This window comes from Mesorhizobium sp. M1142, assembly GCF_040318565.1.
Classification (GTDB): Bacteria; Pseudomonadota; Alphaproteobacteria; order Rhizobiales; family Rhizobiaceae; genus Mesorhizobium.
The window spans coordinates 34,889-59,874 of sequence record NZ_JAMYMK010000006.1; the positions used below are offsets into that span (position 1 = coordinate 34,889).

Annotated in this window: 25 protein-coding genes; 14 read left to right on the plus strand and 11 right to left on the minus strand. The window is 59.3% G+C overall.

From position 1 onward, the window contains the following. Nucleotides 1-202 precede the first annotated feature (202 nt). From NKH42_RS12015 to NKH42_RS12035, 5 genes are all read left to right on the plus strand, one after another. Nucleotides 203-502 (plus strand): transposase, encoded by a 300-nt coding sequence (locus NKH42_RS12015; protein WP_352637597.1) that lies wholly within the window; start codon nucleotides 203-205, stop codon nucleotides 500-502. A gap of 237 nt (nucleotides 503-739) precedes the next feature. Next, nucleotides 740-1,087 carry a hypothetical protein gene (locus tag NKH42_RS12020; protein ID WP_352467850.1) on the plus strand — a complete coding sequence of 116 codons (348 nt, stop codon included), beginning with the start codon at nucleotides 740-742 and terminating at the stop codon, nucleotides 1,085-1,087. Between the two features lie 4 nt (nucleotides 1,088-1,091). Next, entirely contained in the window at nucleotides 1,092-1,487 is a 396-nt protein-coding gene (locus NKH42_RS12025; protein WP_352457931.1) for a phage holin family protein, read from the plus strand. Nucleotides 1,488-1,733: 246 nt separating this feature from the next. Beyond that, the gene (locus NKH42_RS12030; RefSeq protein WP_352974107.1) at nucleotides 1,734-2,369 is read left to right on the plus strand and encodes a hypothetical protein; all 636 of its coding nucleotides are present in this window, start codon (nucleotides 1,734-1,736) and stop codon (nucleotides 2,367-2,369) included. Beyond that, nucleotides 2,366-3,130: a hypothetical protein gene (locus tag NKH42_RS12035; RefSeq protein ID WP_352467852.1), complete on the plus strand. Its 765-nt coding sequence runs from the start codon at nucleotides 2,366-2,368 to the stop codon at nucleotides 3,128-3,130. Before NKH42_RS12030 ends, NKH42_RS12035 begins: the two co-directional genes overlap by 4 nt. Nucleotides 3,131-3,867: 737 nt before the next feature. On the opposite strand, the gene NKH42_RS12040 is transcribed toward NKH42_RS12035, so the two are convergent. Continuing rightward, nucleotides 3,868-4,377: a ferritin-like domain-containing protein gene (locus tag NKH42_RS12040; protein WP_352612666.1), complete on the minus strand. Its 510-nt coding sequence runs from the start codon at nucleotides 4,375-4,377 to the stop codon at nucleotides 3,868-3,870. Nucleotides 4,378-4,520: 143 nt separating this feature from the next. Between NKH42_RS12040 and NKH42_RS12045 the strand changes: the two genes are divergently transcribed. The 6 genes from NKH42_RS12045 (at nucleotide 4,521) to NKH42_RS12070 (ending at nucleotide 10,518) form a co-directional block, all read left to right on the plus strand. Further along, nucleotides 4,521-4,712: a hypothetical protein gene (locus NKH42_RS12045; protein ID WP_023680339.1), complete on the plus strand. Its 192-nt coding sequence runs from the start codon at nucleotides 4,521-4,523 to the stop codon at nucleotides 4,710-4,712. A 320-nt stretch (nucleotides 4,713-5,032) separates the two neighbouring features. Further along, nucleotides 5,033-5,386 carry a hypothetical protein gene (locus NKH42_RS12050; protein ID WP_023680319.1) on the plus strand — a complete coding sequence of 118 codons (354 nt, stop codon included), beginning with the start codon at nucleotides 5,033-5,035 and terminating at the stop codon, nucleotides 5,384-5,386. Nucleotides 5,387-6,384: 998 nt separating this feature from the next. Beyond that, nucleotides 6,385-6,768 (plus strand): hypothetical protein, encoded by a 384-nt coding sequence (locus tag NKH42_RS12055; RefSeq protein WP_352473695.1) that lies wholly within the window; start codon nucleotides 6,385-6,387, stop codon nucleotides 6,766-6,768. A gap of 395 nt (nucleotides 6,769-7,163) precedes the next feature. Further along, entirely contained in the window at nucleotides 7,164-7,529 is a 366-nt protein-coding gene (locus NKH42_RS12060; RefSeq protein WP_023677855.1) for a hypothetical protein, read from the plus strand. A 1,091-nt stretch (nucleotides 7,530-8,620) separates the two neighbouring features. Then, nucleotides 8,621-9,145, plus strand: a complete 525-nt coding sequence (locus NKH42_RS12065) for a YciE/YciF ferroxidase family protein (protein ID WP_352566851.1) — start codon at nucleotides 8,621-8,623, stop codon at nucleotides 9,143-9,145. 206 nt (nucleotides 9,146-9,351) lie between these two features. Then, nucleotides 9,352-10,518 (plus strand): glycoside hydrolase family 1 protein, encoded by a 1,167-nt coding sequence (locus NKH42_RS12070; protein ID WP_023677857.1) that lies wholly within the window; start codon nucleotides 9,352-9,354, stop codon nucleotides 10,516-10,518. 139 nt (nucleotides 10,519-10,657) lie between these two features. Here NKH42_RS12070 and glf read toward each other — a convergent pair whose 3' ends face one another. Next, the gene (gene glf / locus NKH42_RS12075; protein WP_352637637.1) at nucleotides 10,658-11,800 is read right to left on the minus strand and encodes a UDP-galactopyranose mutase; all 1,143 of its coding nucleotides are present in this window, start codon (nucleotides 11,798-11,800) and stop codon (nucleotides 10,658-10,660) included. A gap of 2 nt (nucleotides 11,801-11,802) precedes the next feature. Then, the gene (locus NKH42_RS12080; protein ID WP_352467856.1) at nucleotides 11,803-12,975 is read right to left on the minus strand and encodes a glycosyltransferase family protein; all 1,173 of its coding nucleotides are present in this window, start codon (nucleotides 12,973-12,975) and stop codon (nucleotides 11,803-11,805) included. Between the two features lie 399 nt (nucleotides 12,976-13,374). Between NKH42_RS12080 and NKH42_RS12085 the strand changes: the two genes are divergently transcribed. Beyond that, on the plus strand, nucleotides 13,375-14,298 hold the full coding sequence (locus tag NKH42_RS12085; RefSeq protein ID WP_352637606.1) for a glycoside hydrolase family protein: 924 nt from the start codon (nucleotides 13,375-13,377) through the stop codon (nucleotides 14,296-14,298). A 233-nt stretch (nucleotides 14,299-14,531) separates the two neighbouring features. Here NKH42_RS12085 and NKH42_RS12090 read toward each other — a convergent pair whose 3' ends face one another. The 5 genes from NKH42_RS12090 to NKH42_RS12110 all read right to left on the minus strand — a co-directional run bounded on the left by NKH42_RS12090 (nucleotide 14,532) and on the right by NKH42_RS12110 (nucleotide 18,797). Further along, nucleotides 14,532-15,458: an ArsR/SmtB family transcription factor gene (locus NKH42_RS12090; protein ID WP_352974108.1), complete on the minus strand. Its 927-nt coding sequence runs from the start codon at nucleotides 15,456-15,458 to the stop codon at nucleotides 14,532-14,534. 502 nt (nucleotides 15,459-15,960) lie between these two features. Continuing rightward, nucleotides 15,961-16,209 carry an alpha/beta fold hydrolase gene (locus tag NKH42_RS12095; RefSeq protein ID WP_352637609.1) on the minus strand — a complete coding sequence of 83 codons (249 nt, stop codon included), beginning with the start codon at nucleotides 16,207-16,209 and terminating at the stop codon, nucleotides 15,961-15,963. Nucleotides 16,210-16,635: 426 nt separating this feature from the next. Then, a complete protein-coding gene (locus NKH42_RS12100; RefSeq protein ID WP_352637610.1) occupies nucleotides 16,636-17,103 on the minus strand; it encodes a TPR end-of-group domain-containing protein in 468 nt (155 codons plus the stop codon). Between the two features lie 15 nt (nucleotides 17,104-17,118). Further along, complete coding sequence (locus tag NKH42_RS12105; RefSeq protein ID WP_352503351.1) at nucleotides 17,119-17,571, minus strand: YidB family protein; 453 nt, start codon at nucleotides 17,569-17,571, stop codon at nucleotides 17,119-17,121. A 356-nt stretch (nucleotides 17,572-17,927) separates the two neighbouring features. Then, a complete protein-coding gene (locus tag NKH42_RS12110) occupies nucleotides 17,928-18,797 on the minus strand; it encodes an MBL fold metallo-hydrolase (RefSeq protein WP_352492316.1) in 870 nt (289 codons plus the stop codon). Nucleotides 18,798-19,181: 384 nt separating this feature from the next. Between NKH42_RS12110 and NKH42_RS12115 the strand changes: the two genes are divergently transcribed. Beyond that, nucleotides 19,182-19,367: a hypothetical protein gene (locus tag NKH42_RS12115; RefSeq protein WP_352974110.1), complete on the plus strand. Its 186-nt coding sequence runs from the start codon at nucleotides 19,182-19,184 to the stop codon at nucleotides 19,365-19,367. Nucleotides 19,368-19,970: 603 nt separating this feature from the next. Here the strand turns inward: NKH42_RS12115 and NKH42_RS12120 are convergent. Beyond that, the gene (locus NKH42_RS12120) at nucleotides 19,971-20,285 is read right to left on the minus strand and encodes an alpha/beta fold hydrolase (protein WP_352467863.1); all 315 of its coding nucleotides are present in this window, start codon (nucleotides 20,283-20,285) and stop codon (nucleotides 19,971-19,973) included. Between the two features lie 373 nt (nucleotides 20,286-20,658). Between NKH42_RS12120 and NKH42_RS12125 the strand changes: the two genes are divergently transcribed. Further along, nucleotides 20,659-21,297, plus strand: a complete 639-nt coding sequence (locus NKH42_RS12125; protein WP_352974112.1) for a hypothetical protein — start codon at nucleotides 20,659-20,661, stop codon at nucleotides 21,295-21,297. Between the two features lie 21 nt (nucleotides 21,298-21,318). Here NKH42_RS12125 and NKH42_RS12130 read toward each other — a convergent pair whose 3' ends face one another. Together NKH42_RS12130 and ligD are read right to left on the minus strand one after the other, a co-directional pair. Continuing rightward, nucleotides 21,319-22,980, minus strand: a complete 1,662-nt coding sequence (locus NKH42_RS12130; protein WP_352974113.1) for a DNA polymerase/3'-5' exonuclease PolX — start codon at nucleotides 22,978-22,980, stop codon at nucleotides 21,319-21,321. Nucleotides 22,981-23,087: 107 nt separating this feature from the next. Beyond that, the gene (ligD, locus tag NKH42_RS12135; protein WP_352974114.1) at nucleotides 23,088-24,983 is read right to left on the minus strand and encodes a DNA ligase D; all 1,896 of its coding nucleotides are present in this window, start codon (nucleotides 24,981-24,983) and stop codon (nucleotides 23,088-23,090) included. Nucleotides 24,984-24,986: the final 3 nt, after the last annotated feature.

Below are 24,986 nucleotides of genomic sequence, written 5' to 3' on the forward strand. Positions count from 1 at the left end.
GATCTCACCATCCAGAAGCAACGCAAAAGCGCCGTCGCCGATGCCGAACCCCTCGCCAGCCTCGACGAGGTCATTGTTCTGCTCAAGCGTCAGAGCCGCCGACTTGAAGGGCGAGATCGCCTCGCTAGCGACGACGACCCGCTGTGGGGCCTGTCTCGATTAGGTCTTCCGTTCGGTCAACGGTGTCGCCCGCGTACTCCTGATGGCCGAGTTGCCCGAGATTGGCACCCTTTCCAATAAGGCCATCGCCAAACTCGTAGGCTTGGCGCCGATCGCCAGTGACAGCGGCAGGCGCAGCGGTCGAAGACCGGTGCGCGGCGGCCGTGAAGGTCCGCGCTCCAGCCTCTCCTCGTCGCGCTCACCGTCGCCAGATATGATCCCCTCGCGCCTTCAGACAGGAAAGGAAAAGATGACTATTCGCATTGCGCCCGCCCGCAAGCTACCCATCATTCCCAATGCAAAAGCACGCGATGCGCGCCTCGAGTTCGCAAACGCAACTTGACACCCCAGATAGTCACTCATTGGGAACCAACGGGCCTTACCTCCGTTTGCTCCTCGAATGGAGGAAACCATGAACAACCGGAATTCTGAACGGCGTCCCCCGACTGCGGTAAGAGTTGGTGACGGTACCTCGGAAGACATAGGAGCGACCGTAAGCGGCACGTTATCCAAAGCGTCCGACATAGCGCAAGGGGCAGCGGAAACCGCCAAACGGGCGGCCGTTGGTGGCGCGTCCACCGTGACCAATCAGGTGAAGGAGATGTTGGACCGTCAGGTCGGCAGCGGCGCCGAGGTGATGGGCCAACTGGCGAGTTCGACCAAGCGTGCGGCCGAGGACCTCGACGCAAACGCACCGATAGTCGCTGGGGTCGTGCGCACCTTCGCGAATAGGCTTGATGGATACGCAGACGACCTGCGAGACAGGTCCGTCGATCAGCTGGTTCTTGCAGCGTCCGATTTCGCGAGGCGCAAGCCGGGTTTGGTGTTTGGGCTGGCCGCCGTAGCGGGCTTTTTGACGTTCCGCACACTGAAGAGCGCGCCTCCCGCACCAGAGTCCATCAAGGGAAGGCGGCAGGGAGCGAACTGATCTGATGGCACAGGAACAACTGAAGAATTCGCCTCTCCCTCAAGCACTGTCGGCAGTGTTGGCGGACGTCGCGGACCTCTTTCAAAAAGAGTTGCGCCTGGCGCATGCGGAGCTGTCCGCCAACGTCTCAACGAAGCTCCAAGCAGGTGTGTGGATGTCTGCTGCTGGCGTGCTGGGAGTGGTCGCCGCTCTGCTTCTAGTGCAAGCCCTCGTACTTGGAATAGCCAGCTTAGGGATGGCCCTGCACTGGTCGTGTCTGATCGTCGCGGCCGCAACGGCCCTCGCCGCTGCTTTCGCCTACTATCGGGGCCGCGCTGATGCGCAAAAAGAACTTCTGCCGACACACTCCATAAGCCAAATAAAGCAGGATATTGCGACAACCAAGGAGCAATTAACATGAGCCGCAATTCACAGGTCCAGGATTTTGGAACGAAAGAATGGCTTCTCAGCTCCGCTAGGAACAATCCCGAAGGCCTTCTGCTCGTCGCAGCAGGGTGCGCGCTGCTAATGCGCAGCCGCAGTTCAAGTTGCCGGGCATCGCGAGCAATCCCGTGCAACCGACGGGCGCCAAAATGCTCCGCACGTACGCACCGCCAGCGGCGGGGCGTCCAAAGCGCAGGAAGAGGCTAGCGAGACAGCAGAGGCCATGCGCGACAATTTAGCCGGCATTGGGGAGAAGGTGAGTGAAACCGCAAGTCAGTACGCATCATCCGCCGCGTCATACGCAGAACGGGCCGGTCGCTCCGTATCCGAGAAGTCAGGGCGCGTGGTGCAGCAAGCCCAATCATCGTTCCAAGACACGATTGGCCGCATGGTGGAAGAACAGCCATTGGCTTTTGTTCTGGCCGGCTTCGCAGCCGGTGCCGCTATAGCTGCTGCTTTGCCGGCCAGCGATGTCGAGAGGCGCACGCTCGGCCCAGCAGGAGAGCGATTGACGGATGCTGCTGAAAAAGCTGGGGACCGCTTGAAGTCCTCGACAGCAAAGGCGGGCGAACGGCTCAAAAGCGCCGCCGAGGAACATGGGCTGAATTCGGACGGCCTCAAGGAGGTCGCAAGGGACGTTGCGGGCGCCTTTGGAAGCGCCTTGTCAGAAGAGCAATCAAGTGAACCCGTGCAGCCGCTTTCGCCAAGCCCAAGTGGATGGAGCGGTTCATCCACTCCGGCCGCCAAGCTGCAACCGGGCAGCGCCACCCCTTCGGAAGGAATAACGGCCAAATCGCAGCGGTCGGGCAACGCTCGGTCGAGCAAACCTGCCCGCCCCGGTGGCAAGAGAGATTTATGATGGCCGATCCACAACTTGAGCATCTTGAATACGAAGTTGAGGCTGCCCGGGCTAAGCTCGCCGAGGACTTGTCGACACTTCGGTCGCCAAACACGCTCTCCGAATTTACCGATGATTTGAAACACGAAGCGCTTGAGGCAAAGGATGCCCTGGTGGAGAAAGCAAGAGCCTCAATGCAATCGGTGGCGCAGGCGATTATTGACGATCTCAAGGCCAAGGCGGCTGCCAATCCGAGCGCTGCTTTGGCGATTGGGGCCGGTTTGGGGTGGCGTTTCCTCCGCCATCCGCCGATCGCAACCGCACTCGTCGGAGCGGGATTGATCAGCTTGTTGCGGACCAATTCAGCCCGGCCACCCGGCGAGCAGCAGGTTGATCACCTATCGTACGCCAAGGAGCGCCTGAAGGAGCAATCTAGCGATTTGGCGGAAAGCGTCAGTGATTTCGCTCTTGAAACGGCTGGCAAAATAAAACGGGAAGCTGCCGAGTTGACCGGCGTGGCCAAGGAAACTGTTAAAGAGAAGACAGAACGTCTGGCTGCGGGTATCCGCCATAGCGGCGTTGGGCCGCACCAGGGCGAGACTGTCGCAAAAGCATCCGCACCCTTCGATGAAGCTTCGTTAGCTGTTCAAGACGCATCGGGCAATGAGCATACCGAGGACAAACTCCTTCTGGCGGCGGCGGGTTTGGCAGTCGCCGCGGCTGTCGGCTTTGCCTATCAACGACGTCTGAATGAGCAGATGGACACCGACCGAACTGGATGAGCGTAGACAGAGGTCATTGCAGAGAAACAGTCGTCCTGAAGGCAAAGTATGATGCCGCGCTGACATTTATCGAGTCCCGACGAGTTCAGCCATCGGATTGCATATTCTGGAACCACGGACGGCGCGATGACGATGCGCACGGCGGAGAAGATCGGACAAAGCGGTCAACCCGAGCATGATGATCGTCGGCCGGTCGGTCACGGCCTTCAGCGAAACCGCCAGCGACCGGCTGAAGCGGAATTCACCCCGAAAACCGTGCAAGTGCTGCCGACCCCATAACGTGAGCGCAACGGCGCGCTCTGTCCGCTGTCAGGACGAACTTTCTCCGATCCGGCTTGGCGCTGCCGGTGCCCGCGCACGCAACTGCTCAGTCATCTGGGGCGTTCTCGGGCATTCCGCCATCGCGACCTCGTTTCGAACGTTTTAACACGCCCACTCGAGCTTGATCTCGCCGAGCGCTGCGCTAGCCCTTCCGATCTGGCTATTGCCAATGCGTATTTGACCAGGCTTGCGCAGGCGAACGCTTCGACTCGACCAGGCTTCCGCAGGCGAACGCTTCGACTCTCTAAGTGACGACGCCGCAATATCAGCATCGCTCGTCGTTGCAATTTCTCGAAATGCGCAACTCGACAACCGCCTGCTACAGCCAGGCGTGTTCGTCGTCCAGCCTTTACGAAGGGGACGCGCTGGCGGACGAATCCCCATCACCCAGTTCACGATGACTGCGTCCCACCCGCTCACCGCTTGGCGCTGTCACTGTCGGCTTCGGCCCGCACAAGGAACTGCTCGGTCGTGGAGGGAAGACGGGATTTCAGCCAATCCGCCATCGCGACTTCCTCTTGCAGATTCTCTTCGCAAGCCCGAAGAACCTCGGTTTCGCCGAGCGATCGAGCGGCGGCAATCAGGATCGTGTAGGAGGCGATTTCCATGTGCTCGAACGTGTAGCTCGCGAGCGATCCTTTCATCACCTCGTCTCCAGCGAAGACGCCGCTCAGCGATTGCGCCATCGCCGTCAGCTTACCGCCAGCATCCTTCATCATGGATGAACCCTCGTCCATCTGATCGAGACAAGTCTTCAGCCGGGCAGCCTGCTGCTTGGTCTCGTCGAGGTGCTGTCGGATCCGGTCGCTCAGTTCGGGATAATTCTCGATACGGCTCAACTGCCCGTTCAACATCGTTTCTGCCTGCTCTTCCATGGCATGAGCGTCTCTAAGCCATTGGACAAACCATTCCCGGCTTTCTGACATTTCGAATCTCCTTTGCAATCTAAGGAAACTTTCAGAAGAGGACATTGTTCCGGAGTAGAGCCCGCCGAACGGGCCTTGACCGTCGCAGAGATCAGCGTCGTGGCGGGTCTCAATTCACCTCGCGAAAAATCCTGCAGCGATGCGTGGAAAAGGCCAAGATCGCGGAAGATCGGCGCAAGGAAAACGGCCCGTGGACGCTCGCCGCTGCGCCGCTCCATCACAAAGTCCAACTGGCACTGGCCGCTTCCTGGCCATCCGACGCGGCGACATACGGCGACATATTGAAGGTCCCGCATGGCATACTGCGACCGCTGCATGTCGTTCCTGGCAAGTAAGAACGGCAAGCAGATGAAGCTACCAGCGCTCGGCGAAGCTGAAGTGGATTCTCGACGAGGCGCTGATCGCGGCCGCTGGCGCTCCGCATTGAGCCTTGTGCCTCACCGCGCCACCGCAGTCACAAGGAACGCGACGGCCTCTCCGCTCGTTGATTGCTTTTCGACTCGAGCCGCCGTCATGAGGTTCTAATATACGCCGGCCATCCTAAGGCTGACCTACGACCAGAGTTACAAAAGTTGAACTTCATCGGGGAACACTCCTTCTGTCTGCCTGTTCAATTTGTCAGGCGCATCCGGCGCATTCAGACAGGAGAAAGAAGATGAAACGCATCCTTTTGGCTTCGGCCGTGCTGGCGGTGTCGGCCGGGCTTTCCTTTGCCCAGACGACCAGCGGAACTTCGAGCGGAACCTCGACGAGCGGAACCTCGACCACGACGACCATGCCCAGCACGACGGATCAGGGCACCGGCACGACGAGCAGCGGGACCAACATGTCCGGCGATCAAGGCACCGACACGACCACCACCAGCGGCACCACAAATCCGAACTCGGCCAGGGACTGTGCGCCCGGCCAGCAGACTGGCAGCGCTCAGCAGGCGGCGCCAGGTCAGCAGGACACGGCAGCCAACACCGCCGCGCCAGGCCAGGTCAAAAAGACCGACGAAGGTTGCTGATTGGCACATCGGCTCAGGTTGGAATCACCAGCGTGTGGCTGGCCAGTCTCCCCCGACCATCGCCTGAACTCAACTCGGCTGGCGAGCAAGTTCCCGCCAGCCGAGCATCAGTTCAGGAACCTTTGCGCTTGCTTGTGCTTTCAGTGGGGCACGCGTGGTTTCTTTTGCTTTCGGTCAGATAGATATCCGTCTGCTCGCGCATCTTGCCTGAAGGGAGCTGCGGTCGCGCTCAGAGGAGAGCCGCGCTGTATTGCCGATAGCGCTAAAGCGAAGAAGCCCTACGGCAACCGGCAGTTGGACTGACACCAAGTTGGCTCCGAGAGCGTTGGGAACAGCCTGGCACGGCACGTTGCTCAGTTTGGACCTTCGCAAAGGATGCATGGAATGGCGAAAGACGTTTCTCGCGAGGAAGAGCAACGCGGCACCGGAAAGGTCCTCATCTGGGGCGCCGCGATCGCCCTTGTTCTCTTTGTTGCCCTGCTGGCCATATTCGTTCTGGGGTAGTCCTGACTGCTGCAGCAGGATCTAACTTGGGTGCACGACGTTCTGAGCCTAGAGAGCTGCAGAGCCTACTTGGATCTTGAGCACCGTGGGGTTGAATGCAAGCTCCCGTGTGGTGCAAGTGACTGCTAGGCTTTCGCGGTTTTGGTGTCCTCTTCGGTTTAGATGCCGCGGGCCGACGTCACAGCAAGTGCGGCCTTCAGGCGCTGCTCCCGAAGCCGCGGTCTTTGCGTCTCGTGCCGCACGCTCAATGTCGGTCAATCCTCGTGCAGCATCCGAGGCGCGCTCGTCTCTGGCTTGTCTTTCTTTCTCGGTAGGCAACTTCCTACACTCCGATGTGCCAGCGCAGTCGGCTGTCGGCACCCAACCACGGTCGCCATATCGTATTCCACGCCAACAGAAAAAACCCGCCTCGACTGCCGCTGAGCGCGCGCATCCCCGCCTCTGGAACGCTTCAAACACTTTGCCGTTGTTAAAGGCACCTGCAGGAGCCAGGCATGAGAGTATTCCAACGAATTTTGCCGCTCGCCGTGTTCGCGTTGCAACTCTTTGCCGTGCAGTCATTTGCTCAGACCGAGCAGCAAGATCTTCCGGGGCAAGGCGCATCATCGACAACCGAAGATGCCGAGGATGTCGGCGTCGACGTTTCGCTTGGCAGGCACGAAGTGAAACAGCAGATCGCACGGGAGCTTGGAATCTCCGAGGTGGAAGTGCCTCTGGCAGTTCATGTGCCTATCGAGCTCGCCAAGCGGGTCTGCGAGAAAGAGGTATTCGACGCACGCGCCAATGTGAACCGAAGCTGCACCGCGACGAAATACATCCCGGAAATTGCCGAAGCAGCACGAAATCGTCCGCAAACCTCTGCCGTTCCGGAGCAATAGGCGAAGACGAATACTCTGGGATAAAGAAGGGGTGCTTGGCTACTCTGGGCCATCGACAAAGCGCCGCCCCGAAAGTGTGGAGCGCTTGCGCGTAAGTTTTCAGGCAGCGTCGATACCGCTTGGCTTCCCCAGAGGATGAATCAGTTTGGGGCCGTATGCTTCGACAAAAGGCGCACACCAGATTGCGAAGGCAACCTTCGACCGGTAGAGGCGGACACTGCTTGTTAGCAGCATCTTGATGATCGCCAGACTGACGAGCTTCTCTGGTCAGCATAGTAGCTTTTTGAGACTCCCCGCCCTTTTAGGTATACTTTCCCCTGACTGTCGACAATTGTTAGGGCATCGTCAGTTGTGAGCGACCATCGCCCTTCCGCCCCGATCGGGAGACAGCGCAGATGGAAACCTCGTTCAAGAACGAACTGTTGCGGCGCCTGAGCGCACCGGATCTGACGTTGCTGCAGCCTCACCTCGAAGCCCGTCACTTGGGACTGAGGACGCACCTGGAGCAGACCTCGGTCCCGATTGACACCGTCGATTTCTTCGAGAGCGGTCTCGGGTTAATGGTGGCGAAGCTTCGGGCTGAGGTCGAGGCCGAGGTTGGCCTTATTGGCTTTGACGGTATGACCGGGGCAGCCCTGGTCATGGGTGAGGACCGGTCCCCACACGATTGCTTTGTTCAATTGAAGGCTGAAGCTATTGCTATAGACGCGCGTTGGCGGATCGTTCTTATGGGCAGCCCGAGGCGGAATACATCCGACTGATCGGGACGCCCCCGTTGCTCATGATGTCACCCGTGCTGCCCTCTCTCCCGTCGCTGACCACATTCGGGAGGTGGCGATTGGCACCTGTCAGGACGTTCTGGCAAGGGTTGTCCAACGGTATGAAACCGCAGTGTCGATCCAGGACAGGATCGTTGAACATTGCAAGGAGGTCGGATTAACACCGCAAGCAGATGAAGCTTTTTTGCAGGCCCTGTGGTTGTCGCTGGCGAAGGCCAGGACGGCCTTGGAGCGTGAGGTCCCCCCGGCACCGCTGCACCTGGCCGGCCGCTCTAGTCCTGGACAATTGCCGACCTCGTCGCTGGTCAGCATGCCAGAATGTCGATGGCGGAAGCCATGAGGACCCCGATTGAATGTTCTCATTCGTTTGTGATCGGGGGTGCAAGTCAATCCGGCTCCAGCGCATGTTGGCCTCACGAACAAACCGCCGTCGCATCCGTTCAGCATCGCGAAGGACGACACGGCTGTCCACGGCCTTTCCGGTACTGCAAAGGAGACATGACATGCTCGGTCCGCAGAGGGGGTTTTCGAAGACCATCTGAGGCTTCGCGCCGCTGGCGACATCGAGGAGGATCTTAGGTGCAACTATGCTGTGGACGTGGTCCTCTTGACCTCGAATTCGAATTTAGAGGCCATGATGCCGTCCGCCTGTCGTCCAAACGCCTGCGCGAGCAGCTGCCTCAAGGTGAGTTCAACTACATCACAAAACAGGCCCGCGGCCCCTATACACTGCTGATCTGGTCGGCAACTTCGTCCAGGTTCGACGCCATTGGGGGCCCGAGAAGAGATCGGGAACCTTGATCAGGTGCGGGCAAAGGTCCGTTGCGAAAAATGCGGCCGCAAGGACTCGATGACAGCGGAAACCCTTCAGGCAGACGATCCTCATTCCGGAACTTCCGCAATGGAGCGCAGCCGAGATGCTCAAGCCGCTGCTGGCGCGGCGGACTGAAATCAGCGGTCAACCCGACCGTCGCTCGCTGTTGGCTGCCGGTGTGCCGTCGCCGAAGGAACAACAAGAGACTGGTCCAGTTAGAGCCATGCATGCGTCGATAGAAATGAAAGAGGAGATGACAATGGCGACGAAAAAAAGCTCTCAGGGCAGCTCCAAGGGCTTGGAAGACCTTTTCTATGATGGTCTGAAAGACATCTACTACGCCGAACGCAAGATTCTGACGGCGCTCCGGAAAATGGCAAAGGGCGCGGAGTCCGAAGAGTTGAAGGCGGCGTTCGAAAAACATCGTGACGAGACGGAAGGTCAGATCGAGCGTCTGCAGCAAGTTTTCGACGCCTTTGGCAGGAGAGCCCAAGGGAAAACGTGCCCGGCGATCGACGGCATCATCGAAGAAGGACAGGAGATTTTGGAGGAATTCGAGGAGGCTCCGGCATTGGACGCGGGTCTCGTGGCTGCAGCCCAGTCCGTCGAACATTATGAAATAGCGCGCTACGGGACTCTTGTCACATGGGCCGGGTTACTTGGCTTGAAAGACGCCGTCCCGCTACTCGAACAGACGCTCAAGGAAGAAAAAGCAACCGATGAGGCGCTCACCCGACTAGGCGAAACAGGCGTCAACGAACGGGCGATGCAACAGGCCGCATAACTTCGGATCGAATCGACGCGACCGCGGCCCCCGGCAGACGGGATTGGAGCTTGGTTGTATTCGCCAATCCAGGCACACGTGTACACCGCAGCCGCCGAGCCGTCGACGTGGTGGTGGCCGACCGGTTTCGACTAGGCCACCGGAACTGACAATGGGGGACTGCGAATGCGATTACTTGCCCACGCCTTGGGCGACAGGATGTTGGTATGAACGAGGATACCGCTCGTCGGCCCACGGCAGGCTCTTCCGGGTTCGACAGCTTTTTCATGGCTGGTTTCGAGTGTTCCTCCCACAGGCGCGCCGACGGGGCCCGTCTTGATCTGATCCGCGCGACCTCACATGACATCCATGCACATGCCGACTATCGCCGTTGTGCCGAGCTTGGGCTTCGCACGATCCGCGACGGCTTGCGCTGGCACCTGATTGAAACAGCGCCCGGAGTCTTCGACTGGTCGAGTTGGACGTCCGCGATCGAAGCAGCCCAGGCGGCCGGGGTGCAGATTATCTGGGATATCTTCCACTATGGCTCGCCAGACCATATCGACCAAGGTGGCCCGGGGTTTATCAAGGCCTACGTCCGTTTCGCCGCGGAAGCTGTTCGGGTTCATCGCTCCGCTACCGGGGTGGCTCCCCTGGTGTGCCCGATCAACGAGATTTCGTTTTTTGCATGGGCTGTGGAGGTCGGCTATTTCCCCCGAGTCGGGCCGAACAAGCGTGGATGGTTCAAACGACACCTTGTCAGGGCAGCGGTCGCCGGCGTGAGGGCCATGCGGGAGGCCGAACCCGGCTGCAGGTTCATCTGGGCTGAACCGCTGATCCATATTGCTCCTCGTGACCGTACTCACCCCGAGCGGCGGCGCGCCGAAAATGCTCGCCAGGGCCAATTCGAGGCGTATGACATGCTGATCGGGCGCGTGGAACCGGAGTTGGGCGGCAGCGAGGACGTTGTGGACGTCATCGGCCTCAACTTCTATCCGCACAACCAATGGTACTTGAATGGCCCAACGATACCGATGGGGCACCACGAATACCGTGCACTTTCGGAATTGCTGGTCGAGGTCGCCGAACGATACAAGAAGCCGATGTTCATCGCCGAGACCGGCGCCGAAGGTTCAGGCCGGCCAGCCTGGCTTCACTACGTTTGCGACGAAGTGCGCGATGCGACGAGCCTCGGTGCACCTGTTCAGGGTATATGCCTGTACCCGGTCACGGCCTACCCAGGTTGGGACAATTCGCGCCACGCCGAAGTCGGCTTGTTCTCCACCATTCATGCGGACGGCTCGCGCACTGTTCGCAAGCCACTTGCGGACGAGTTGGAGCGCCAGCGCCAATCGTTCTTGGCGTTTGAGGAACAACAAGCAAGCGCGCTATAGCCTCGCTGATACGAACAGTGCGCGCTTTTCAGCTGCATCAACAGCACAGCATATCTAGAGCTGTTCGCCGAGAAGCCGAGAAACATCGTTGGTCTCTTTGGCCGTGGGTCGCCCGACGCCGGTCAGGCCGGCGCATCATTCACTCGGCCGCCTCGCGCTGCGTCGGCGTGACGAGCATCCCGTTTGCTGGCAGGCGTGTCTGAATGCGCCCGAACGTAGCCAATGCCTGGCCGACCACCTGATCCATATTGTAATAGCGATATGTTGCAAGACGTCCGACGAACCAGACCTCCGGGCACGCCGCGGCCAAAGCTTCGTATCGTTTGTACAAAGCCTCGTTTTCAGCCCGCGGCACCGGGTAATAAGGATCTCCGACGTCGGTGGGGTATTCGTAGGTGAGGCTGGTCTTCGGACTCTGCTGACCGGTCATATGCTTGTACTCGGTGATCCGTGTGTATTTTTCCGTCTGCGGATAGTTGACGACGGCGACCGGTTGAAACTGCTCGCAATCAAGCGTCGTGTGCTCAAAGCGCAGCGAACGGTAGGGCAAGCGACCAAGCTTCCAGTCGAAATACTCGTCGATCGGACCGGTATAGATCATCTGCTGGAAGGGGATCTTGTCGCGAATTTCGCGGTAGTCGGTCTGCAGCATGATCTTGATCTTGGGACTATCCAGCATGCGCTGAAACATGCGCGTATACCCGCCTGCCGGCATGTTCTGGAAGCTGTCGCCAAAATACCGATCGTCGCGATCGGTCCGGGTCGGGACTCGCGCAGTCACTGACTTGCTCAACTGGGAAGGGTCGACACCCCACTGCTTCCTCGTGTAGCCGCGGAAGAATTTCTCGTAGAGCTCTCTGCCTACTGTGCTCACCACGACGTCCTCGGCGGTGCGGACTTCTTTGACCGTTTCGCGTCGGAAAGCGAAGAAGTCCTGCAGCTGCTCGGACGTCAATTCAAGGCCGTAGAGGCGGTTTATGGTGTCGAGATTAATCGGTATCGGCAGCAGCTTTCCATCGACCAGCGACAGCACGCGATGTTCGTAAGGCCGCCATTGCGTGAATTGCGACAGATAGTCGACGATCGATTGGGCGTTGGTGTGAAAGATGTGAGGCCCGTAACGGTGAATTAGTATTCCCGCCTCGTCGTAGCAGTCATAGGCATTGCCGCCGACGTGATTTCGTCTGTCTATGATCAGGACGCTTTCCTGCCGTTGCGATGCGATACGCTCGGCCAGCACACTGCCGGCGAAACCGGCCCCTACGATCAACCAGTCGAACACGCTCACGCCCTCCTCAGGAATGGGACGACGCTCTTCATCGCATGGGCGCGCTCGATGTGGGCAGCCATCGCGCTCCAGGTCTTCTCCCAGGACATGTCGGCGAGGTAGGCGTCGGCCTTCTTCACCAGGAAATCGCGGGGGTGGGCCAGGATCGAGCGAAGCTTGGCCTCGATGTCCTCCGCCTCGACAATCTCGACAAGGCCTTCGACGCCGTAGGTACGCACAACGTCGACGATCGCCGTGGACAACACCGGCAGTCCTGCCGCAAGAAACTCGGGAGTCTTGGTCGGGCTGATGTAGCGGGTCGCTTCGTTGAGCGCGAACGGCATCCAGCCGGCACTCCAATGCCTGAGATAGTTCGGCAGGTCTGCATAGGACTTGCCGCCCAGCCAATGCAGGTTGCCTGCCGTGGGAAGGCTCGCCCGATCGATCTTGACGACAGGGCCGAGCATGACAAAATGCACGTCTGGCATTGCCGCAGCCGCATGCGCGATAAGTTCAAGGTCGAGCCGTTCGTCGATGACCCCGAAGTACCCCACCCTCGGGTGAGGTATGTCGGCCTGATCGAACGGGTCTTCACCTGGCGCCCTAGCCTGATGGAAATGGGTAACGTCGATGCTGCTCGGGAAGGGAAAGATCGCCCGATGCAAGCTGCGCTTGGCCTCGTAGAGGCTCTGCCCGCCCGTGAAGACGACATCGGCACGTTGCAACAGCGCCTTTTCCAACTGCGTCAACTCTGCGGGAGCGTCTTTGAACGCGGAGAGTTCATCCATGCAGTCGTAGACGCAGACGTCACAGGCGAGATGATCGCTGAAGCGTAGCGCCATGGGCGTGTAATACCAGGTCGTCAATCGGTCATGCGGCGTGGAGGCGAGGATCTGATCGACGAACCTGCGCTGGATTGCGTCCGCCCTGGTCGCGGAAGTACCAACTGGGATCAGCGGCGTCACTATTCTGATCTTGGGGGTAATATTGTGCACCCGCATCGAAGGGTGGCGCCTCTCATCGAAGATCGGCTCTTCGAAGTAAATTAGCTGTTGCTGTTTTGACGCCAGGGTCAGAATGTGTTGTGGTCTCTGATATACGAAGTTCCATCGGAGGTGTGAAAAGCAAATTAAAATAGACGGTTGTACAGGGTTTTTTGGTGTTTTGGCCCGGCCCGCCGCCATTTCCATGTAGATTATCCTTCGATATAGTTACAAAATGCCTCGACTAACAAAAGTCAATCGAGGCAGCTTTGACATGAAGTTCGCAGCCTTCTATATAACTTCCATCCCGATAAGTTGTTCCATAGCTCCAAACTGTCTCGGGCGAGACCAGCCGTCCGCTCCACTTGCGACGGCTCGACAGAGAAGGGGCGAGCCGACCGCCCCCATTCGATCCACATGATGAAGCCCCTCGCGTCAGGTCGGGCTCCCCAAATGTGGCCCTTTGCCACAGAGCGGTTCAAATCCTTCAATCGTTCAACAACCGTTCATCAGCGGAGCTATAAATACGCTTGGAATCGATTCATCTGAGTCGCGCCGGTGGTTCATTTGAATGGAGACCGAGACGAATCGAGGGATGGCTGGCGAATGAAGATCGACTTTGAAACCAACGTCTTTCCATTGTTTCACCCGCAGGTTGTGGATGATCTGAAGGACCCTTGTCCGGTGTTCGACGGCACGCTCTGGCACGTCTTCGGCTCCAGCGGCACCGTCACAACCGAGAGCTGGAAAATCCTCCACGCCACAGCGCCGGATCTTTATGGACCCTGGACAGAGCACGAGGCGATCGTTTTGCCGGTAACCGGATCGGGCATTGCGGCGCCCGGCGTCATTCATGAGTGCGGCGTCTTCCATATGTTCATCCAGACCGAATTCATGAAGTCCGGCGGACGTTGCGAGCACGCGGTCTCCAATGACGGCTTTCATTGGGTGGTGCTCAATCCGGCGATATTGTCGCTGCCCGACACCGATGAGGACGGCATCTACGATCCCCATCCGGCAATCGTCGACGGCAAGCGCTACATCGTCTATTCAGGCATGCCCAAATTCACCAGGGTGCCCCAGCCTGATGTCTATCTGGCGCGCAGCCAATCCGATTCCTGGTTCGGGCCATGGAAACGTCTCGGCAAGATACTCGATCATCTCGACGTGCCGCATCACAATGCGCGCGAGCACCCCGATTACGAATGGGGGATCGAAGGCGCGCAGCTCGTCGAGCTCCCGGACGGTCGTGTGCTTCTCAACGCCACCTGCTTCCTCCCCGAAGGTCCGCGCGGCAGCCGGCAGCGCGTCTTCTTCGCCATCGCCGATGACGTCAAGGGTCCCTACGTTTCCGTTGGCCCCGTTCTCGACCCTGGTGAGCCCGGCGAGAATGGCCATTCGACGGTGATGATCGACGGCCGGCAACTGACCTTGTTCTACCAGAGCAGGCGTGAGGCGACCAACCATCGCTGGCGGTTCGGGTTGGCTAAGTGTGACCTGGATCGGCATATACTTTCGAGAGTTGCCTAGATGGTAAGTTCCGGCATTTGCCGGAACGGAGGATGCTCTGGCTGTTGGTTGGTGGGACGGATCCCTTTGTACTGGTGATTGAGGGTAGCAGGGGATTCGCAGCCAGTGGGCAAAGCTTGCGACGAGGGATCTATACACGTCAGGCAAGCCGGTCGCCTCATGGACGGCGGTGCCAGCTGCAAGCCTAGCCTAGCAATGAACTGTAACTGAGCGCAGCAACGCGGCCAGTCGATTCACGCGGTTTTGATCCTGAGCACAATGTCCTGATCGTAATTTCCAAAGCCCTTGCCGAAAATATTGATCCCGCCGGGGCGCTTGGCATCGTCCTTGACGCCGATACGGACGCGGATTGAATGATGGCTCTTCAGATCGAGTGCGGCGAGGCCGGTTTCGGAAATCCTGACGCCGTCGACATAGGTGCCGTCCCTGGCAATTCGCCAGGTCTTCAGCTTGCCGTATTGCGAACCCTTGAGTTTCCACCAGGAGGGCGTGAAGACGCCGCGCTTGTCGCCGAAATCTCCCGGCGACGTCCATGTGCCGACATCGACGCCATTGATCGTCAGCGTGATGTCCGAGGGCCAATCGGCGCTGGTGCCCGGCACTTCCGAAGACAGCTCTATCGCAACTTCGAGTCCGGTGATCTCGGCATTGGCGAGCTTGGCATTGTTGGGGAACTGGTATTCGACAAAACCGCGCGTGAACCATAGCAGACCAGCTTTCATGCGGTCCGGATCAAGGAAAGTGTTCGGCACATCGAGCAGACCGATGATGCCGTCCGGCGAACAAAGGCCGCAGGGCGCGGTAACCTCGAAGCCGGTGTAAAGCCCGATCGGCATCGACACTTCGATCGCGTCGTTCTTGACCGCACGATACTCACCCTTGAACACGATGAGCACTTTTTCGGCGGTCGGATAGCAGATTTTCTGGTTGCCTTTCTTCGCTTTCAGGCTCTCGGTGCGGATCAGCCCCGCATCCTCCAGCACCTGGATATTGGTCGAGACGGTTGACTGCGGCAGCGACAGCTCGGCGGCGATTTCGTTGACATTCATCGGCCCCTTCTCATGCAGCAGTTTCAGCATCGAGATCCGCGCCGAGGAGGCAAGCCCCTTGAGCACGGCAATGCCTTCCTCAGGTTCGATCACCAGAAAATTGCGACTCATGAAATCGCCAGTCTATGCTCGTGACAGAGGTTATGGCTTCGCTCATTGCAACGGCGCTGACCGAAACGCCGAGCCGTTGATTTGGTTACATTAAGCCCTCGACCGTCAGTATGCATCGCAAGCCGTACCGCAAGGATGGTGCGACATGTCTACATTTGTTCTCCGACCGCCAGCTCCTTGTAGTGCGGGGGTGCTTGTCAGTCCGTGGCCTCGATTTGCAGACGACTAGATGCTGGCAGCCACAAAGAGAGGCAGAAGCCGAACACGGAATTGGGGCCGTTCCCCTGGCCAAATCCCAAGATACGGGACCTCGACGTCGATGTTAGCCGAACCGGCGCGGATGGATGCACAGGATGCGGTTCGCTGAAGTGCGTGCCGCCGTGAAGTAAATCATCGGATTCGCCACCCGATAGAGTCGGGACGGGGTTCTACCTATTGCTTTTGAGCATGATCTTTTCCGAAAATCGCGATTCCACTTCTTCGGGATCGCGCCAGTGCCGGCCTACTTCATGCTGGCCGCGGCAGCGACCCTGTCCACCATGGCGAGAACAGCTAGCGGTGCGGTGTGGTGGACCATGTGGCCGGCCTGCGGGATGATATCGACAAAGGAACCAGGAATCTCCGATTGTAGTCTAAGAGCCTCGGCTTTCGCATCGAACAACCGGTCGCCGGCCCCGGCAATAATGCCGGCAGGCATCAACAGATCATTGTAGCGGGTGAAGCGGCCGCCGGCCAGCGCGTCGGCCAGCATAATCCCGATTCGGCCGCGATCGACCGCAGCTGTGAGGCCAGCTGGCGATGTCCTTTGCCGACGAAGCAAACCCCGCAGAGACGATGCCGGGGCGAAATACTTGCCCATGGCGAGCGGCCAGGTGAGCAGCACAAGCAGCGGCAGCAAAATGTGGGGGAAAACACCACCGGCGACAGGCAAGGCCGGCAGCCCGCCAGTGCAAGGCCCAGGCGCGGCGGCAAGAACGGACCGATGAAGACTCCCGATCGAATCGTCGTCCGATCGAGCTCATCGACTCGCCCGCCTGCCATCGAACCCAAATCTCAGGCGCTGAGCGGCCGAGTAGTAGATGCGACTTCGCTGCTTCATGGCTCACACTCCATCTTTCAGAAAAGAGCGTGTGTTGCTGCGATTAGTTGAATCCGCCACCCAAACCGAACGCGGCTGCTAGGCAGGCCGAAGCTTGTGCAAGTACAGCTGTGCGTCACAAGCCAAGTGAACTAAGAAGCTGCACGAACCGCGGGTGATCGCGAATGGCGTCGAAATGACTTCGTGACGGATTCGTTCCAATACGTTCTGACTCACGCTTCCTCCGACGGCTCTTTCCAGGTACCGCACCGCTTCCTCCACTTCCCCGAGCACGGAATACATGCAAGCGGCGTTGTACTGCGTCACGAAGTCGTCCGGATCGATCGCCAGCGCTCTGGCCAGCCAGGAACGCGCCTTCTTCCGCTCACCGATATACGCGAGCGAGGGCGCCGCGTTGCAGCGGTGCCGCATTTTCAGGATGGCGGCCAGTTGCGCGTTCGGCGCGCTCGAAACAGATCCTTCGTTCGCGAGCGGATGAAGGCGATCGCGCAGGAGCGTCCCCCCGTGTAGAGTTGCCACCCTGGATCTCGCCTTGGCCGGCTGCATTCCTGGCTGTGTCCCCTAGGATACATTGTCGAGCAGGGTCGACTTATCCAAGCCATGTGTCGGCTCAGGCGGCCATTCACCATTCGGCGTCATCTCGTTGACTGTCTCGGGTAGATCCCGCGCAATCCTTCTGATTAGCTCCTCGCGCGAAAGACCCGTCTGCATCGAAATGGACGTGAGTGTACCTTCGTCCATTGCCGCTTGGACGTCCCTTGGCTCAATCGGTTGGTTTGGCCCGCTGCCAACCCACGAGTCGACCTTCGATCCTGCCCCCACCTCCCTGAACCGGTCGAGGATCTCACCAAGGTCAGCCCTCGACACGCCATTCGTTATCTGAGCCAGAATTCTGCGTTGCGGGTCGTTTGGGTTAAGATACCCCGCTCCCGGAATCAATTCACAGAGCTTGTCGCGATTTTGGTATGCCAGAACGCCAAGCATCGCGATCGCCAATCTTCCCAGATTTGCCATTTGATCTCCTCCACGGTTTTGGCCGATGAGCGAATCGAAGCCAAGTCTTGGCGGATGACGACCCGTGTGGGCTCGAACAACTTCTTGCCGGTCGGCTCGCCGGCGGAGAGGACGCGTCCTTCGGGTTACTCGTTTTCATCTGACGTCTTCTCCTGACGCAGAATTTCGGGGCGCTTGGCCCGCAGTCGCCCTACGCCGATCGAACGCCCTAACCCGGCGCCTTCCGGGTTTGTTCCGCTTGTCAGAGTTTGTCGGCGACGATGGAGAGCGCGACCCGACGGGGTAACTCTACCGGGTCGAGAGACAGAGTCTGCCCAATTTGACCATATTTCAGAACGACGGCGGCTCGGTTAGCCTCAGCTACCTTGGACTGCCGCCGGCTCGCGCACGAATTTCAATTTCGGCGGGACGGCGAACACCCTGAACCGCTCAGCCAGGCTGTCAAGAGCTTGACGCATGCCCACTCCCGCGGCAGCCGCACCGTGTCCACTGATGACCATGTGCGGGTTCAGGGCAGCCAAGTGCTTCACGGATCTTTCCGCCGCATCCCAGTCCGGCGTGAAGTAGCGCGGCGGACCGTGCATCTCAAGATCCTGAACGGCGACCTCATAGACTGACTCCTGACCGGTGGTGATGAAAGCGTCCCCTACGATCAGCGAGCGGTCCTCCTCGCGCCAGAGCGAGATATGCCCAGGAGCGTGCCCGGGTGTGTGTAGCCATCGCCATCCGGGCATTCCGGGGATCGATCCGTCGGCAGGTAGGAGTTCCAAACGGTTGCCAAGATCAATTGGCCCCCGTGGAAAAAGCGGCGAAAGCAGCGCCATCAGTCCACCCCCGACCCAGGGATCCGGTGGCGGATAGGACGCGGTTCCGTCCAAATAGGGGCGCTCGAGTGGATGCGCGAAGACAGGCACGTCCCACCTATTCGCGAGGTCTAGAACCGTTCCCACATGGTCGAAATGGCCGTGGGTCAGGATGATCGCGGCCGGCCGTGCGTTCGTGCCAAACCGCTTTTCCGCGACCGCAAGAATGCTGCCGCGGGACGTCGGCAACCCGGTATCGATCAGCATCCAGTTCCGATCTCCGCTGCCCGGTGCGCCGAAGAACACGACATTGACGATTGCTAGGCGCAAATAGCCCAAGTCCGGTGCGATGCTCCAAGCGCCGTCGCCACGATCCTCGCGCCTGGCGTGGTCGATCTCGGAAAGTCGAATCTGAACGGTCATGTGATCCCGTGCCTCTCTTGTTGCTGAGCAGCCGCTCGAGTCGATCGGCGGCGGTGGTATATCGCCCCGAACTTGGCACGGCCCTCCTTGTTCCTCCTTCGCCACCCAGCTCCGGACAGTCCACCACAGGAACAAAGGCTCGACCAAATCGGCTCGGCATTACCCGGTCACGCCAGGACGAGCTGGACTGAGCAACGAAGATGGCGCGCGCCCCATTGGATGCGGTATTTCGCCAACGCGGTTCCCGGTCCTAACGAGGCGGCCGAGTTCGAAGCCGACTGCTGAAAGAAGACTTCGAATGAGCGAAGTGGGGCGTATGGACGAGCACCAGGTGGAGGCTCCGGTTCCGCAAGCTTCGCCTATGACTGGTCAAGTTGGGCGCCAATGGTCGAGGCGGCCCGATCGGCAGGTGTCCAGGTTATCTGGGACATCTTCCATTACGGATCTCCAGACCATGTCGATCAGGGATCGCTGCATTTCATCGATGCCTATGCCTCGTTCGCGGCAGAAGCCGTGAGCGTACAGCGTTCGATCGCCGGAACACCGCCTCTGTTGTGTCCCATCAACTAGATCTCCTTTTTCGCATGGGCTGTTGAGGTCGGCTATTTCCCGCGTGGGGCCGAACAAACGTGGATGGTTCAAGCGGCATCTCGTGAAGGCTGCCATCGCGGGTGTTCGTGCAATGCGGGAGATCGACCCCGCCTGCAGATTTGTCTGGGCCGAGCCCCTTATCCAAATCGCTCCTCGTGACCGGACCCGCAGCGAACGGGGTCGGGCCGAAAACGCCCGTCAGGGGCAGTTCGAAGCTTACGACATGTTGCTGGGCCGCGTCGAACCTGAGTTGGGCGGGAGCGAAGATGTTGTCGATTGTCGTGGGCCTGAATTTCTAGCCGCACAATCAATGGTAAATAAACGGGCCGACGATATCGATGGGACACCATGAGTACCGCGCTTTGTCGGAAATGTTGCTCGAGGTTGCTCATCGGTACGGTAAGCCGATGTTCATTGCCGAGACCGGCTCAGAGGGATCCGGCGGGCCGGCTTGGCTCCACTATGTATTCCGCGACGAGGTGCGTGCCGCTATGGGTGTCGGAGCATCGATTCGAGGGTATTTGCCTGTACCCGATAACGGCCTACCCGGGCTGGGACAATTCGCGTCATGCAGAGGTGGGGTTATTTTCGGCCATCCACCCGAATGGCACACGCCGCCTCCGTCAGCCCGTCGCGGACGAACTGGTGCATCAGCAAGATCTGTTCACGGCAAACCGGACGCGCTGATTGTGTTGCGACACACCGCAAGGGCGAGCACCGAAGACCAGGGCAAATTACGGTGTATTCCTCAGCCAAAATCGGCGCCACGCGATGCCAAGTGGCATGGGTGCGAGGATGACCGTGCAGCATCAGGAAGCGGTGGCCCCTTCCACCAACCCGCACTCTGAGCGTCGCTTCCGGAAGTTTGATCTGCTCCAGCGAGAAACCTTCAAACATGCAACTCCCTCCATTCGCAACATTTGCCAAACGTGTAAACGGAGAGGCAGTTCAATGTCGGCTTCCGCGGGATCTGAACTTGCCTTGTATTCCGCGAAGAGGTCGTGAGCCGAACGGCGGCTTTAACTGGTCCCTCGGCAATAACCGGACGGACAGCAAACGGCCCCCAAAAAGCCGCCAGGCGGCGACGCGCCTGATATCGCACTTCGAGATCAACTCTGCCGTTTCCTGTTAGCCGAAGTTGCAAACGGCCCCGCTCACAATCGTGGTTGCGCCTTTGGGCATCGTGGTTCAGACCGCTGGCGGATTAGAACTTTGTTGGCTTTGCGATCGGCTCATCGCTGCCGACAATCGGTGACCTATATAAAGGGGCATGTCCACGCGCCGAAAAACCAATGCAACAGCGAAGCTGATTGGAGAGTGGCCTTTAACCCCGGCTGCAACGTTTGGATCGTCCGTCAGAGCGAGGGGTATTTTTCTCGAAATACGCGCCCGCCTTCCAACGGAGTTCAGGAAATTGCTCCATATCGAGTCCCGCGTGCTTACCCTGCGCCTGTCTGAGGGCGCCGAGAATGATGTGCAGGTGGTATTCGGGATCATATCCAAAGCACTGCAGAATATCGAAGACCTGCCCGTAATCCCCCGTGAAATCGAGGACATTCTGACGATCTCGACGGCCGAACGGCGCCGCTGGCTGAAAGATGGTCGCTTGCAGAGCGCCGGGACGAAAACGGTGAAACTCCGCGGGCGGGCAAGGAACATCACCTTTCACGTGTTCGACCCGCAGCACGTGGAGGATGTGCTTGACCGCGACCTGGTTACGGTCTGGCGCGAACAGGACGCAGCGACAGCTGCAGAGAATAGGCGGCGAGCCGCGGGGAAGGCCGCTATGAAACGCGCTCAAAGAAGCGGTCGCGGAACTGCAGCTTCAGCTGGCTATGGCCCCGATGAGAACTCGCACTCCAGTTTGCGCGGCTGGGAAGATTTTGAGAAGGACGGACTCCTGCGCTGATAGGCCGGGCGCACAAGCAGTTTAGGACGTTTGCCTGCGCCGTGCGAGATGCGCAAGGAGGGCCGTCAAACGCATCGCGTTCAGGACCCGCTTCGCAGGGACACCGCCCTTGCGCGCCATCTCGACACCCCAATGCATGTGGTCGAGCTCGCGGATCGAATGAGCGTCCGGATTGATGCTGAAGATGCAGCCCTGATCGAGTGCCTTTTGATGCCAGCGCCAGTCGAGGTCGAGTCGCCACGGATGTGCGTTGATTTCGACAGCGACGCCGTGTTTCGCACACGCTTTGAGGACTTTGTCGACGTCGAGATCATAACCGGGCCGGCGCAACAGCTGGCGACCGGTCATGTGCCCGATGATTGTCGTCCGAGGATTTCCGATCGCCTCAATGATACGCCCCGTCTGTTCCTTCTTGGGCAACTTGAAGCGGCTGTGCACGCTCGCGACGACGAAATCAAAGTGCTCCAAAATATGATTCGGGTAATCGAGCGAGCCATCAGCCAGGATGTCCGCCTCGATGCCCTTCAGTATGCGAAATTTTCCATTGTATGCCTTGTTCAGCCGGTCAGCTTCGCGGTGCTGTTCAGCAATCTCCTGCAACGAAAGGCCGCCTGCGTAGTGAGCGGACTGCGAATGATCGGCGACACCATAGTATTCGAAACCGCGCCTACGCGTGGCTTCAGCCATTGCCTCAAGCGTTTCGGTGCCATCGGATGCGGTCGTGTGAGAATGCAGGATGCCATGCAGATCTTCATCCCGAATGAGGGCGGGTAGCTTCTGCTTTGCCGCTCGCTCAATCTCGTCCCTGCCTTCGCGCAATTCAGGCTCGATAAACTGCAAGTCTAGAGCTTGGTAGATTTCTTCTTCTGTCGCTGACGCGATCAGCTTTCTCCCGCGATGAAGCCCGTCGGCGTTTAGGGTGAATCCCTTGTCGGCCGCGAACGTCTTCAGTTGCTCAAGGTGGTCTGCCGAACCGGTTGCCTCGAGCAGGCTCGCGCCAAAGTGCTTCCTGTCCGTGACAACAAGCCTGAGGGCCATATCCTCGATTCCAGTCGACTTTCTGGCCTGCGCTACCAGGGCGAAGTCGGAAACGAGCTCGCAACCGCGTCGGAAGTCACCTGCAATTTCCACGCGCGAAAACTCTGGATGCTGTTGCTTTACCGATATGACCGCATGGTGGAGAAGAGCGGCGGCCTTGTGCAGGTGAAGTTGCGTTTCGCCGCTTGGCACGATGGCCAGGTTCTGCAGCAGCTTTGTCTGAAGCGCGGCGCCGAGGCCTTTGACTGGGCGGATGCGGTCTTCTCTCGCTGCGGCCTCGAGCTCCGCCAGCGAGTTCACGCCGAGCGCCTGATGAAGCTTCAGTATCTTATCGGGACGAAGCCCGGGTATGGCAAACAGCTCCATCACGCCCGCTGGAACATCCTCGCGCAGCTTCTCAAGGCTTGGGTGCGTGCCGGTTTGGTAAAGCTTGGTCACGATGTCTGCGATCGCGTCACCGATCCCCGGGATCTTGGTGAGGGCGCCGGCGGCGATGATCCGATCAAGCGGCTGCGACAGCGCCATCAGACTGTCTGCCGCGCGCAAGTATGCCTTTGTGCGATAGGGATTGTCGCCGCGCATAGACGCCCGTTGCGCGTATTCCCTTAAAAGACTGGCGACGGTCCTAGGATCGATTTTTGCCATGGCTTCAGCCAAACGAGACCGATCTCCGCAGGTTCCAATGAGGCAAGGCCGTGAGCGCCGCGTTGCCCTTTGAATCCCGGCTTTACTGCCTCTTCCCGCGTCGGACGCTACAGATTGGGCAAGGATTGGTCAGCGCGACCCCATCCAGCCAGAGTTTTGGAGACTGCGCGTTTCTTTAATTCAGGAGCATCGCCCACGTGGAAATGAGAGGGCGCGTCTATTGTCTTCATCTCCGCCCACGTGATCGGTGCCGCGACAGGAGCGCCCGGACGTGATCTCGCGCTGTAAGGCATGATCGCGGTCGCCCCGCGCTGATTGCGTAGATAGTCCACAAAGATGCGACCCTTGCGGCGCGCCTTTGACAACACGGCCGTGAAATGGGCCGGATCGCTCCGGGCGACCGCCTGCGCCAGGCGAGACGCGAAGTCCTTAACCTGTGGCCACTCGGCGCCAGGGGTGAGCGGCGCGATGACGTGCACTCCTTTGCCTCCCGTCAGCATCGGGAAAGTCGTAAGTCCCAGCGATTTAAGGATAGCGCGGAACTGAAAGGCAGCGGCGCGGACGGCCTCAAAATCGAGGCCTTCATCGGGGTCGAGGTCGAACACGAGGCGGTCGGCCTTTTCGACATCCTCGATCCGAGCCCCCCATCCGTGCAGCTCGATCGTTCCCATCTGGACGCAAGTCATCAGTCCGTCGGCATCGTCGACATAGAGATATGGTTCCTCGTGCCCGTCTTTCTCTGTGATGCCGACGTGGTGGACTTTGTCGCCAAAGCTGCCGGCGTCGTGTTTTTGGAAGAAGCACTTCTTCGCGCGGCCCTGTGGGCATCGAACCAGACTGATCGGCCGGCTGCCAACCCAAGGAAGCATGATCGCCGCGACCGCTGCGTAATGGTCGGCGAGCTGTCCCTTGGTGATGTTGGACTCCGGATAGATGACGCGGTCACGGTTACTTATCGCGATGGTGGTTGTCGCAGCGGCGAGATCGGCTGCATGACGTTCCGTCTCGAGCACGACCGCCTCCGGCTTCTTGTCTTCGCGGAGACCAAGATAGCTCGGATGTCGTAATGTCCCTTCATTTGTCATTTCGGTGAAGGCAATCTCAGCGACCAGTTTCGGACGGAGCCAGTGTGCGCCGCGCACTTCGGCGCGTGGTGCGTCGACGGTCGCGGCCTTCTGCTCGAGCGGCGCCATGATCTTCAAGAGACGAAGAAGTTCAGCGGTATCGAAGCCGGTGCCGACTTTCCCGGCGTAACGCAGCTTGCCGCCGTCATGAACGCCAAGCATCAAGGACCGAAACGCGCGGACCTTGTCGGACGGCGTCCAGCCGACAATCACAAATTCTTGCCGCCTGAGGCATTTGATCTTCAGCCAGCTTGCGCCGCGGGCCGCCACATAACTCGAATCCGCGAGCTTTGAGATGACGCCCTCAAGGCCGGCTGCGCAGAAGCGATCGAGCAGCTCTTCTCCGCGGCCGAGGATATGGTCGGAGTAACGAAGGACCGGATTTTTCGCAGGCAAGATCGCCTCCAGCTTCGCCTTGCGCTCAACAAGAGGAAGCCTTGTCAGATCTTCGCCGTCGAGCTGCAGCAGATCGAACGCATAAAAGTCGATAGTCGCCGGGGCACCCTTCAATGCATTTTGAAGCGCTTGGAAGTTAGATCTTCCTTCCGCATCGACAACCACGGCCTCGCCGTCAATCAGGGCGGAGCGCACCTTGAGGTTGCGAGCCTCGGAGAGGACCGAGGGAAAACGGCTAGACCAGTCCAGACCAGATCGTGTGTAGGCTCGCGCCTCGCCTCCGCCGACGGCAACGAGAATACGATAGCCGTCGTATTTCATTTCATGGATCCAACGATCGCCGGCAGGGACCGTGTCCACGAGCGTTGCGAGTTGGACCGGCCGGAAAGCGGGCGGCGCTAAAGTGACCTCGTCACGAGCGGGCGACTTCGCTTGACTAGCGCCCGACGCATTGATTGCCTTACGCGACGTTGGCTTGACCACTCT

Bases quoted from the DNA above. Each gene is read 5' to 3' on its own strand.
- NKH42_RS12110 (WP_352492316.1), bottom strand. From the start codon at position 18,797: ATGACCGTTCAGATTCGACTTTCCGAGATCGACCACGCCAGGCGCGAG.
- NKH42_RS12030 (WP_352974107.1), top strand. From the start codon at position 1,734: ATGCGCGACAATTTAGCCGGCATTGGGGAGAAGGTGAGTGAAACCGCA.
- NKH42_RS12035 (WP_352467852.1), top strand. From the start codon at position 2,366: ATGATGGCCGATCCACAACTTGAGCATCTTGAATACGAAGTTGAGGCT.
- NKH42_RS12050 (WP_023680319.1), top strand. From the start codon at position 5,033: ATGAAACGCATCCTTTTGGCTTCGGCCGTGCTGGCGGTGTCGGCCGGG.
- NKH42_RS12085 (WP_352637606.1), top strand. From the start codon at position 13,375: ATGAAGATCGACTTTGAAACCAACGTCTTTCCATTGTTTCACCCGCAG.
- NKH42_RS12100 (WP_352637610.1), bottom strand. From the start codon at position 17,103: ATGCAGCCGGCCAAGGCGAGATCCAGGGTGGCAACTCTACACGGGGGG.
- NKH42_RS12070 (WP_023677857.1), top strand. From the start codon at position 9,352: ATGAACGAGGATACCGCTCGTCGGCCCACGGCAGGCTCTTCCGGGTTC.
- NKH42_RS12055 (WP_352473695.1), top strand. From the start codon at position 6,385: ATGAGAGTATTCCAACGAATTTTGCCGCTCGCCGTGTTCGCGTTGCAA.
- NKH42_RS12130 (WP_352974113.1), bottom strand. From the start codon at position 22,980: ATGGCAAAAATCGATCCTAGGACCGTCGCCAGTCTTTTAAGGGAATAC.
- NKH42_RS12115 (WP_352974110.1), top strand. From the start codon at position 19,182: ATGGTCGAGGCGGCCCGATCGGCAGGTGTCCAGGTTATCTGGGACATC.
- NKH42_RS12060 (WP_023677855.1), top strand. From the start codon at position 7,164: ATGGAAACCTCGTTCAAGAACGAACTGTTGCGGCGCCTGAGCGCACCG.
- NKH42_RS12040 (WP_352612666.1), bottom strand. From the start codon at position 4,377: ATGTCAGAAAGCCGGGAATGGTTTGTCCAATGGCTTAGAGACGCTCAT.
- NKH42_RS12120 (WP_352467863.1), bottom strand. From the start codon at position 20,285: ATGTTTGAAGGTTTCTCGCTGGAGCAGATCAAACTTCCGGAAGCGACG.
- NKH42_RS12080 (WP_352467856.1), bottom strand. From the start codon at position 12,975: ATGGAAATGGCGGCGGGCCGGGCCAAAACACCAAAAAACCCTGTACAA.
- NKH42_RS12065 (WP_352566851.1), top strand. From the start codon at position 8,621: ATGGCGACGAAAAAAAGCTCTCAGGGCAGCTCCAAGGGCTTGGAAGAC.
- NKH42_RS12090 (WP_352974108.1), bottom strand. From the start codon at position 15,458: ATGAGTCGCAATTTTCTGGTGATCGAACCTGAGGAAGGCATTGCCGTG.
- NKH42_RS12025 (WP_352457931.1), top strand. From the start codon at position 1,092: ATGGCACAGGAACAACTGAAGAATTCGCCTCTCCCTCAAGCACTGTCG.
- NKH42_RS12125 (WP_352974112.1), top strand. From the start codon at position 20,659: ATGTCCACGCGCCGAAAAACCAATGCAACAGCGAAGCTGATTGGAGAG.
- NKH42_RS12095 (WP_352637609.1), bottom strand. From the start codon at position 16,209: ATGCTGGCCGACGCGCTGGCCGGCGGCCGCTTCACCCGCTACAATGAT.
- NKH42_RS12105 (WP_352503351.1), bottom strand. From the start codon at position 17,571: ATGGCAAATCTGGGAAGATTGGCGATCGCGATGCTTGGCGTTCTGGCA.
- NKH42_RS12015 (WP_352637597.1), top strand. From the start codon at position 203: ATGGCCGAGTTGCCCGAGATTGGCACCCTTTCCAATAAGGCCATCGCC.